The sequence below is a fragment of the Streptomyces sp. SID5785 genome, assembly GCF_009870065.1.
In the GTDB taxonomy this organism is placed as follows: domain Bacteria; phylum Actinomycetota; class Actinomycetes; order Streptomycetales; family Streptomycetaceae; genus Streptomyces.
Genome location: NZ_WWIA01000431.1, coordinates 1 through 10518, shown reverse-complemented (window position 1 = coordinate 10518; position 10518 = coordinate 1). Strand labels below are relative to the sequence as shown.

The window sequence follows — 10518 nt, the reverse complement described above, 5'->3', positions numbered from 1 at the left end:
TCCGGGCCGCCGCACGGCGGCCCGGCTGTCCGGCTGGACCGCGGTGTTCGCCCTCGCCGCCGGCTGCGCACCGGCGGACACCGCGAGCACCCCCGCGGACGGCGCCACCCGCGGCGGCGCCGCGGTCCGCGCCGAACGCCCCGCCGACGCCCCCGACCTGCTGCGCGACGCCTGGGTCAGCGACGGCCGCCGCGGCTGGTTCGTGGACCCCGCCGGGACCGGCGACGCGTCCCCCTTCTCCCTCTACGAGACCGCCTGGCGGCTGCGGCTCGCCGCACTCGACGGCGGCGCCGACGACACCGGCCTGCGGCCCGACCGGATGCGCCGCTGGCTCGAACCCGCCGAACGCGGCCGCCTCGACTCCTCCGGACTGCCCCCCGTCGCCCAGGTGGACCTCGCCGTCGACGCGCTCGACAGCGCGGGCGGCGACGCCGACCGGACGACCGTCGCCCGCACCCTGGAGACGCTGCGCAGCGGCGGCGGATACCGCACCGCACCCTCCGCCGACGCCACCGACCCCGGCAGCACCGCGGTCGCCGTCCGCGTCCTGACCCGGCTGAAGCTCCCCGTACCGCAACCGGTACGCGCCGACGCGCTCCGGGCGCTGCGCGCACTCACCCCGCAGAGCGCCGCCGCCGACCCCGGCCGCGCCGTCCCCGTCCTGCAGACCGCCGCCGCACTCGGCGTCGGCGCCACCGACCGCGACCACGCCGCGACGCTCGCCGGATCCACCGCGCGCGCCCTGTCCCGGCTCGGCGCCGAGCCGGTGCGGCTCGCCTGGGAAGGCGCCCTGCGCGAGTCCGCCGACCGCCTCGGCGCCCGGCTGCCCGCCTTCCCGCCCGCCACCTGCGACGGCCGCGTCACCCCCGACGCGGGCATCGCCCTGCCCGGCTCGAAGAGCAGCGACCCGCAGGCCACGTACTGGGCGCTGAAACTCGGCTGCACGGCGGTCCGCGCACCCGCACCCGGCGCCCGGTCCCGGGCCGGCTGGCCGGTCCCGCAGCCCGGACGCCCCGGAGAGGGGGCGCTGGCCACCACCGCCGCCGCCCTCGTCCTCGCCCGCGCACACGGCGGGACCGACGCGTTCGCCGGGCCGCTCACCCGCCAGCTCCGCGAGGTGTGGCTGCCGCTCTCCGACGGCGCGGCCCCCTACGACACCGCCGACCTGGCCGCGCGCGTCAACGTCCGGCTGGTGGCCGGCTCCCTCGGCGGCGACGCCGCCCGCGCCGTCCGGCACGACCTGCCCGCGCCGTCGCTGCGCGGCATCCGCGCAGGCGACGAGGCCCGGCTGCTGCTCACCGCCTTCGACGCGCGGGACACGCACGCCGTGGACACGCTGTGCGCCGCCGGATCCCCGCTGCGCGCGGCCGGTCCGGGCACGACGGGCGGCGGCTCCGTGATCCGCGCCGTCCGGCTCGCGGCTGCCGCCGACCTGTGCGACGACCCGGACCTGCGCCGCGACGCCGTCGCGGCCGCCCGGGACGCCCGGCAGGGCCCCGCGCTCTACCGCAGCGGCAAAAAGGTCTCGCTCGAGGCGTCGGTGATGGGCACCTGGGTCGAACGCCCCCGCACGGACGCGGTCGAGGCGTGGACCCGCGCCGGCCTGTGCCGCGACGGCGTGTGCGCGGAGACCCCGTCCGAACGGGCCCGCACCGGCCAGAGCTCGCTGCGCACCCGCGCCGTCCTGGAAGCGGCCCGCACCGGCGACTACGCGGCCCTCTACCCGGTGTCCTTCTGAACCCTGCCGCGGACACACACGTGAGGCCGGATCCCCTCGGGGATCCGGCCTCACGTGTGTGTCGTGCCTCAGCCCAGGACACCGGCCAGGTGCCGGTCCAGTGCCGCGCCGTCCCGCACCCCGCCCCGGTAGGCGACGTAGCCGTCGGGGCGCACGAGCAGCAGCGCGCCGGACGCGGCGCCCAGCGCATCCCGCACGGCGCCCGCCGGGTCGGCGACGGTCCCCCCGGGGCCCTGCCCGGCCGAGGTCACGACGCGGACCGGCACACCGGCCCGGCGTCCGGCCGCGGCGGCCTCCTTCGCGGCCAGCTCGGCCGAGGCGGGGTCCGCCGGATCCTCCGGCAGCGCCAGAACCGTCCAGTCGCCGGTCCCGACCAGCCGGAACAGCCGGCCGTCCGGGCCGCCCGCGTCCGGCACCCGCGCACCGGGACCCGGCCCGGCCGCGGGGGAGCCGCCCGCGCTGAGCGGACCGTCCGGATAGCCGAGAAGCAGCCCGGTGTGCTCGGCGGGACCGGAGGCCTGCGTGAGCCTGCCGTGCAGCCTCCCGAAGTCCGGCACGGGCCCCACCCCGCCCCAGTAGGTGCGGACGTTGCGCTCGGCCAGCGCCAGCGCGATCGGCCTGCGCTCCGCCTCGTAACTGTCGAGCAGCCGCTCGGTCGCCTGCCCCCGCACCACCGCGGCCAGCTTCCAGCCGAGGTTGAACGCGTCCTGGAGACCGGTGTTCATGCCCTGCGCGGTCACCGGCATCACGGTGTGCGCGCTGTCGCCCGCGAGGAGACAGCGCCCGACCCGGTAGGCGTCGGCCACCGCGTTGTAGAGCCGCACCCGCCAGTTGAACCGGCTGTCGTGGAAGCGCAGGTCGCCGGCTCCGCTGACCCGGCGCACCGCGTCGAGCACCTCCGCCACGTCCGGGTCGCCGGTGCGCGCCGGGTCCGGATCGGCCACGCCCGCGTAGAAGCGGTGCCGCCCGTCCGGGAGCGGGGCGGTGCCCAGCGAGCCCGCCTCGGTCAGGAACAGGTGGCAGTGCGCGGGATCGCCGGGCAGCGACCCCGTCCAGCGGGCGTCGACCTGGAGCAACTGCGTGCCCGGGTACGGCTTCTTGTGCCAGCCCGCCCCCGACAGGTCGCGCACCGTGCTGTGCGGGCCCTGCGCCCCGACCACCCAGCCGGGACGGACGGTCTCGGTGCCGCCGTCGGCGCCGGTCAGGACGACCGTGACCCGGTCCTGCCGCTGCTCCAGAGCCGTCGCGGTCAGCCCGCGTTCCACCCGCACGCCCAGCTCGGCCAGCCGCCGGGTGAGCATCTCCTCGGTCGCGCCCTGCCCGATCAGCAGCGGCCGCGGGTACGGGGTGCCCGGCTGGGCGGCGGGCCGCACCAGCGGGTCCAGACCGGGGAAGTGATGGGTGCGGTGGGTGTACGGGACGCCGCTGCCGAGGTAGTCGGCCACCGGCAGGCCCATGAGGTCGAAGACCTCCAGGGTGCGCTGCCAGACCGTGCACGCCCGGGTGCCGGGGCGGGGCTCGGCGCGGCGGTCCACGACGCGCACCCGGACGTCCCTGCGGGCCAGTTCGATCGCCGTGCACAGGCCGACGGGCCCGGCCCCGACGACCAGGACCTCGGGCTCGGTGTCCAGGTGCCCGCTCACGCACGCTCCCAGAACAGCAGCCAGTGGTGGGACGGCAGCCGGGTGGTGCCCGCGGGCCGCAGACCCGCCTGTGCGGCGAGGGCGGTGAACTCCTCGACGGTCCGCTCACGCCCCTTGTTGAACACCAGCATCCGCAGGTCGTACTCGGTGTTGAGCCGGCGCCCCTCGTCCTCGGCGATCACCCGCTCGACGACCACGACCCGCCCGCCCGGTGCCAGCGACTCGGCGCAGCGGGCCAGCACGGCCACCGATTCCTTGTCGTCCCAGTCGTGCAGGATCTGGCTCAGCAGGCAGATGTCGGAGCCGGCGGGCAGCGGGTCGAAGAAGGACCGGCCGACGATCTCCGTGCGGTCGCCCAGGCCCGCGGCGGCGAACCGCTCGCCGCCGCCCTCGACCGTGCCCGGCAGGTCGACCAGGACGCCCCGGGCGTCGGGCGCCGTGCCCAGGACCGCCTCCAGGAGCGCACCGGTGCCGCCGCCGATGTCGGCGATGGTGCCCGCCTCGTGCCACGGGTGGGCCGCCGCCACCTCGGGGGCGAGCCGCCCCTGCACGGCGGCCATCTGTGCGTTGAACGAGTCGGTGAGCTCGGGGTGGGCGGCGAGGTCGTCCCAGAAGGGGGTGCCGAACACGCTCTCGTAGCCCGGCTCGCCGGTGCGGACCGCGTGCAGCAGGCCGCCGCAGGCCGCGAGGTCGATGCGGCCGCTCGCACCCTCGAGGTCCAGCCAGTGCCGCATCCGCGAGGGGTGCGTGTCGAGCAGCAGGCGCGAGGTGTCGGTCAGTCCGTAGACGCCGGGCTCGTCCTCGCTGAACACGTCACGGCAGGCCAGGAAGCGCAGGAGACGGCCCAGCGCGCCCTCCTCGGCTCCGGTGCGGCGGGCGAGTTCGGCCCGGGTGTGCGCGCCGCCCGCGATGTGGTCGGCGATGTGCAGCGTGGCCGCGACCCGTACGGCGATCGGGGTGAACACGTCGACGAACGCCGGGCGCCCCTGCTGCCCGCGCGGTGTCGGCTGCTGTGTGTGCTGCGTGCCGGTGTCGATGTCAATGCACCTCTTCCATGAACGCTGCCGGGCCGCGCCCGGCCGGGCGATGGGGGACCGATCGTCCTGAAGCCGCCTCGACGTCCGCTCGACCCCGGGTGGCGGGGCCGCGGGGCGGTACGGGTTGACGCCACAGGGATATCTCTCTAGATTAGAGATACACGGAAAGAGAGAAACACTCGATCCGAGCAAACCCCCGTGTCCACCCGGGCCCGCCGCACCGGCGGACCCGACCCGAGAAGGAGCCGACATGAACATCACCGCCCCCACCGCCACCCGCTTCACCACCGACGACGCCCGCACCCTGCTCGCCGGCCTCGCCGCCCACTGGGACGCCGGAGACGGCCCCGGCTACGGCCGCATGTTCAGCCCCGACGCCACGTACGTGCAGTTCAACGGCGTCCTGCTGAACGGCCGCGACGAGATCGCCGACATGCACGGCCTCATGTTCCGCACGATGCTGTACGGCACCCGGCTCGTCACCCACGAGATCGAGAGCGTCCGCCCCGCCGGCGAGGACTGCGTCGTCGTGGTCTCCACCGGCGCCGCCCTCTACCCCTGGCAGCGCGAGGTCACCCCCAAGCGCCTGTCGCGCCAGACCCTCGTCCTCGAGCGCGACGAGGACGGCCGGTGGCTCGTCACCGGGTTCCAGAACAGCCGCATCAAGCCGTTCCCCACCAGCGGCCCCGTGTTCGAGGTCGCCGCCAAGGCCGTCCGGATGCGCGTCGAGCGCGCCCGGCGCCGCGCCTGACCCCGCGCACCGCCCCCGGCCGGCCCCGGCAGCACCAGTAGGCTGGCCGGAACCCGACGGCCGACGACCAACTGCAGAGAGGCGGGCGCGGCATGCCGCAGCACGGCACAGAGGACCGATCCCTCGACACGCTCATCTCGCTCGCCACGTCCCTGCGGGTCCAGGCGGCACGCACGGTCCTCTTCCAGGCCGCCGTCGCCCAGTCGATAGGGCTCAACGCGACGGACTTCAACTGCCTCAGCCTGCTCGACCTCGAAGGCCCCATGACCCCCGGCAGGCTCGCCGAGCGCGCCGGCCTCAGCCGCGGCGGCGCCATCACCACCGTCGTCGACCGGCTCCAGAAAGCCGGCTTCGTCCAGCGCAGACCCGACCCCGAGGACCGCCGCCGGGTCATCGTCGAGACCGTCCCGGAAGCCTTCACCGAACGCGTCGAGACCGCCTTCGCCGACTTCCGCTCCGCCCTCGGCAAACTCCTCGCCGAACTCACCACCGAGCAGCAGCAGCTCCTGCTCGACGTGACCAACCGGAGCAACGAGATCTTCCACACCGAGACGCTGCGCCTCCAGGCACAGGCCTGACCCACCGGGCCCGCACCGGCCCCGGCCACCGCCACCGCACCAGCACCGCTCCACCGCACCCCGGCACCCTGCGACCGCCGGCCGCCTCCCGCGCCGGCCCCGCGAACCGGAGACCGGAAGAGGTGACGTGCGCGTGCTGACCGCCCACTACTCGATCGTCCTGCCCGCCGACTACGACATGGACGTCGTCACCCGCAGGGTGGCCGACCGGTCGGGCCCCTGGGACAGCCGGGCCGGACTCCTCCTCAAAGCGTTCTGCGCCACCCACGTGACCGACACCGGCCACAACAGCTACGCCCCGTTCTACGTCTGGGAACACACCGACGAGTTCCGGCGCTTCCTGACCGGCCCCGAATACGCCGGACTCTGCGCCGCGTTCGGACCCGTACCCGTCCGCACCGGCACCGTCCTGCACTGCCGCATCGGCACCGGACCGGCCGGACTCCTCGTCAGCGAGAGCCTTCCGCTCGGCGACCCCACCGACCTGCGGCGCACCGCCGCCGAAGAGACGGAACGCCACCACAGCGCCCTGGCCGACCCGTCCGTCCACTCCCACATCGTCGACCTCGACCCGCACACGATGACCCTCACCCGGCGCACGCTCCTGCACGCCACGAGCGAACCCCCGCAGCCGAAGAACGGCGAGCGGGTGGCGCGGGTGCTGCACCTGTCCCGCCCGCACCGGACCACGGACGCCTGACCCCGGCACAACGCCCCGGGGCTCCACCGCGGTTCCAGTGATCCCCGACGCCCCTGTGGCATCTCTGGGCGGACTGTCTTGATTAGGAGAGCATGGTGACCACAAGCCCGGTCCGGAGTGATTCCCCCACCCCGTCGCCGCCCCCACGCCGACGCCCGATCCTCACGCGCACCGCGGGATTCGCCCAGCGCCACCGCTGGACCGCCCTCGTCCTGTGGATCGTGGTGCTCCTCGGAGTGTGGACCGGCGCCTCCGCCGTCTCGGACGCCTACCACGACGACTTCTCGCTGCCCGGCACCGAGACCCAGCAGGCACTCGAGACCATGGAGCAGCACGGCTCCGCCGAAGCCGGCGACTCCCTGCAGATCGTCCTGCACGACCGCCAGGGACTCGACGACGCGGGCACCCGCCGCGCCGTCACCGCGATGCTCGGCAAGGTCGGCGACCTCCCCCAGGTCGCCCAGGTGCGCAGCCCCTACGAGGACCAGCAGGCCGTCTCCCGGGACGGCACCGTCGGCTACGCCACCGTCGTCCTGCACGGCAAGTCCGAGGACATGGCCAAGGAAGACACCCAGAAGATCTACGACACGGCACGCGGGGCCCGCACCGACGCCCTCGACGTGGAACTCGGCGGCGACGCCGCCCGCAAACTCGCCGAAGCCGAGGGCGGAGCCGCCGAAGGCATCGGCATGCTCGTCGCCCTCGTCGTCCTCGGCCTCATGTTCGGCACCGTCATCGCCGCCGGACTGCCCGTCATCACCGCCCTGTTCGCCGTCAGCAGCACCCTCGGCGCGATCATCCTGCTGTCGCACGTCTTCACCATCGCCAGCTACACGCCGTACATCATGATGCTCGTCGGCCTCGGCGTCGGCATCGACTACGCCCTGCTGATCTTCGCCCGCTACCGGGCCGAACTCGTCCGCGGCGCACCACCCGAGGAAGCCGGCCGGCGCGCCCTCGAAACCGCCGGACGCACCGTGTTCTTCGCCGGCTGCACCGTCATCATCGCCCTCCTCGGCCTGGTCGCCCTCGGCCTCGGCTCCCTGCAGGGCACCGCCGTCGCCGTCGCGCTCACCGTCCTCGTGACCATGATCGCCTCGCTCACCCTGCTGCCCGCGCTGCTCGCCCTCTTCGGCAAGCGCTTCGCCCGGCAGTTCACCGCCAAGGCCGCCCGCCGCGCGGAGAAGGGCAAGTCCGTCGAGGGCGGCGCCCGCTGGCGCCGCTGGGCCGGACTCGTCCAGCGCCGGCCGCTCGCCTCCCTGCTGCTCGCCGTCGTCGCCCTCGGCGCCCTCGCCGTCCCCGCGCTCGACCTGCGGCTCGGCTTCGCCGACGCGGGCAACGACCCCGCCAAGACCACCAGCCGCAAGGCCTACGACCTGCTCGCCCAGGGCTTCGGACCGGGCTTCAACGGCCCCCTCATCGTCGTCGCCGAAGGCAGCGGCAAGGCCGGCACCGCCCTCACCGCGGAGCTCGGCCGCACCGACGGCATCGCCGCCGCGACCCCGCCCATCCCCTCCGAGGACGGCAAGGCGCTCACCGTCATCGCCTTCCCCGACACCTCGCCCCAGGACGAGCGCACCACCGAACTCGTCCACACCCTGCGCGACGACGTCCTCGTGAAACTCGGTCAGGAGACCGGCACCGACTACCTCGTGGGCGGCTCCACCACCGCCGTCATCGACTACGCCGACACCGTCTCCGACCGCATGCCCGTCTTCATCGCGATCGTCGTCGGCGTCTCCCTGCTCCTCCTCGTCCTCGTCTTCCGCTCGCTCCTCGTCCCGCTCAAGGCCGCCCTGCTCAACCTGCTCAGCATCGGAGCGGCCCTCGGCGCCATGACCCTGGTCTTCCAGAAGGGCATGTTCGGACTCGAGCCAGGACCCATCGAGGCCTACCTCCCGATCATGATCTTCGCGATCGTCTTCGGCCTCTCCATGGACTACGAGATCTTCCTCGTCTCCCGCATCAGGGAGGAGTGGAACCGCACGCAGGACGCCTCCCTCGCCATCCGCGAGGGCCTCGCCCACACCGGCTCCGTCGTCCTCGCCGCCGGCGCCATCATGGTCGCCGTCTTCGGCTCCTTCATCCTCGGCGGCGACCGGATGCTCCAGCAGTTCGGCTTCGGCATGGCCGTCGCCGTCTTCGTCGACGCCGTCGTGATCCGCTGCCTCATCGTCCCGGCCGCACTCCAGCTCATGGGCCGCCGCGCCTGGTGGATCCCCGCCGGCCTCGACCGGGTCCTGCCCAAGGTCGAACTCGAGAAGCACGACGACTGACCCACGGCGGCCACCTCCCCGGCCGCCGCCCCACCGGAGCCCGGACGCCCCCGACGGCGTCCGGGCTCCGCCCGTCCCCACGGCCGACCACATCCCGACCGGCCCTCGAGGACCACCGGGTTCCCTGAGGACGTGAGAGGAACGGCGCCGGCGGTGAGGGCTCCGGACCCCGGACCGCACCCGGCGACGCGCCCGGCCCCAGGCCGGCCCGCGGCACCGCGGTCCGGCCGTTCCCCTCCACCCGCGGCGCCCGGCACTCCCCCGGCCGGGCGCCGCGCGACGTCCCCCCGCCGGCCCGGAGGAGGAGCCATGACAGCCCCGCACGAACAGCCCGTGACCGCACCCGGCCCCGCCGCCGCCCCGGACCCCGGACGCCCGCCCCGCACCGGCCGATGGCGCCGCCCCCGCTGGTTCACCACCCTCTTCGGCACCGACGTGTGGGAGCGCTTCAGCTTCTACGGGATGACCGCCATCCTCGTCCTCTACCTGACCGAGGACCGCGCCGACGGCGGACTCGGCATGACCTCCGGCGACGCCGCCCTCCTCTACGGGCTGTACATGGCCGCCGTGTTCCTCACCTCCGTCCCCGGCGGCTGGCTCGGCGACCGCGTCCTCGGCGCCCGCCGCGCCGTCCTGCACGGCGGAATCCTCATCGCCCTCGGACACGCCGCCATGGCCGTGCCCGTCACCGGCCTGCTCTACCCCGGCCTCCTCCTCATCGCCTGCGGCACCGGCCTCCTCAAACCCAACATGGCCGGACTCCTCAGCGAGTTCTACGACCGCGAGGACCGCGCCGCCCGCGACGAGGGCTTCGCCGTCTTCTACATGAGCGTCCAGGTCAGCGCCCTGCTCGCGCCCGTCGTCGTCGGCGTCCTCGGCGAGGGCGTCAACTGGCACCTCGGATTCGGCGCCGCCGCCCTCGGCATGGCCGCAGGCCTCCTCCAGTACGTCCGCGGACAACGCCACTTCGGCACCGCCGGCGGCCCCCCGCAGCACCCCGCACCACGCCCCGAGCGCACCCGCGTCCTGCGGCTCACCCTGGCCGCCTCCGCCGTCGCCGTCGTCGGCTACGGAGCCGACGCGGCCGCCGGCACCTTCCGCATCGCCCACCTCATGGCCCTCATCGGCCTGCTCTGCGTCGTGTCCCCGGTCGTCTGCTTCTGGCGCATGCTCCGCAACCCCCTGCTGACCGCCGCCGAACGCGTCCGCATCCGCGCCTACATCGCCCTCTTCCTCGCCTCCGCCGTCTTCTGGGCGCTGTTCCTCCAGGGCGGCTCCGCCTTCGCGATCTTCGCCAAGCACGCCACCGACCGCGAGATCCTCGGCCACACCGTCCCGGCCAGCTGGTTCCAGTCCGCGATCCCGCTGTTCGTCCTGCTCCTGGCCCCGCTGCTCGCCTCCGTGTGGACCCGGGCGGGCGACCGCATGCCCACCGCCGTCAAGTACGCCACCGGCATGGCCGCCGTCGCCGCCGCCTACCTCGTCATGGCCCTGGCCGCGACCCGGGCCGGCGACGACACCCGCGTCTCCCCGCTCTGGCTCGTCCTCGCCTTCCTGCTCCTCGCGGCCGGCGAAGTCTCCTTCGGGCCCGTCGGCATGAGCGCCGCCACCGCCATCGCCCCGCCCGGCTTCGTCAGCCGCACCGTCGCCCTCTTCTGGCTCTCCGGCGCCCTCGGCGGCGGGATCGGCGGCAACGCCCTCAAGGTCTCCGGCGACACGGTCCCCGGGGCCGGCTACTTCCTCGCCCTCGGCGCCGCCGCCCTCGTCACCGGCACCGTGCTCCTCCTGTGCCGCC

The 10518-nt window shown here is 74.8% G+C and carries 8 protein-coding genes; 6 read left to right on the top strand and 2 right to left on the bottom strand.

Annotated elements, in window-relative coordinates; genetic code table 11:
• On the top strand, window positions 1-1738 hold a 1738-nt coding region (locus GTW43_RS14230), incomplete at its 5' end, for a hypothetical protein (RefSeq protein WP_161302127.1).
• Between the two features lie 68 nt (window positions 1739-1806).
• Here the strand turns inward: GTW43_RS14230 and GTW43_RS14225 are convergent.
• Both GTW43_RS14225 and GTW43_RS14220 read right to left on the bottom strand, forming a co-directional pair.
• A complete protein-coding gene (locus GTW43_RS14225; RefSeq protein ID WP_161302124.1) occupies window positions 1807-3381 on the bottom strand; it encodes an FAD-dependent oxidoreductase in 1575 nt (524 codons plus the stop codon).
• Window positions 3378-4346, bottom strand: coding sequence for a methyltransferase (locus tag GTW43_RS14220; RefSeq protein WP_343246001.1), 969 nt, complete (start codon window positions 4344-4346; stop codon window positions 3378-3380). Before GTW43_RS14220 ends, GTW43_RS14225 begins: the two co-directional genes overlap by 4 nt.
• Window positions 4347-4668: 322 nt before the next feature.
• On the opposite strand from GTW43_RS14220, the gene GTW43_RS14215 reads away from it, so the two are divergent.
• The 5 genes from GTW43_RS14215 to GTW43_RS14195 form a co-directional block, all read left to right on the top strand.
• A complete protein-coding gene (locus tag GTW43_RS14215; protein WP_161302122.1) occupies window positions 4669-5169 on the top strand; it encodes an SgcJ/EcaC family oxidoreductase in 501 nt (166 codons plus the stop codon).
• A gap of 92 nt (window positions 5170-5261) precedes the next feature.
• Window positions 5262-5747, top strand: coding sequence for a MarR family transcriptional regulator (locus GTW43_RS14210; RefSeq protein ID WP_161302120.1), 486 nt, complete (start codon window positions 5262-5264; stop codon window positions 5745-5747).
• Window positions 5748-5874: 127 nt separating this feature from the next.
• Complete coding sequence (locus GTW43_RS14205; protein WP_161302117.1) at window positions 5875-6447, top strand: DUF4865 family protein; 573 nt, start codon at window positions 5875-5877, stop codon at window positions 6445-6447.
• A gap of 92 nt (window positions 6448-6539) precedes the next feature.
• Window positions 6540-8723 carry an MMPL family transporter gene (locus GTW43_RS14200; RefSeq protein ID WP_161302115.1) on the top strand — a complete coding sequence of 728 codons (2184 nt, stop codon included), beginning with the start codon at window positions 6540-6542 and terminating at the stop codon, window positions 8721-8723.
• Window positions 8724-9032: 309 nt separating this feature from the next.
• Window positions 9033-10518, top strand: a 1486-nt coding sequence (locus tag GTW43_RS14195) for an oligopeptide:H+ symporter (protein WP_161302114.1), incomplete at its 3' end; no start/stop codon positions are given.

Excerpts from the sequence above, each read along its gene's own strand:
- GTW43_RS14215 (WP_161302122.1), top strand. The coding sequence starts at position 4,669 with ATGAACATCACCGCCCCCACCGCCACCCGCTTCACCACCGACGACGCC.
- GTW43_RS14210 (WP_161302120.1), top strand. The coding sequence starts at position 5,262 with ATGCCGCAGCACGGCACAGAGGACCGATCCCTCGACACGCTCATCTCG.
- GTW43_RS14200 (WP_161302115.1), top strand. The coding sequence starts at position 6,540 with ATGGTGACCACAAGCCCGGTCCGGAGTGATTCCCCCACCCCGTCGCCG.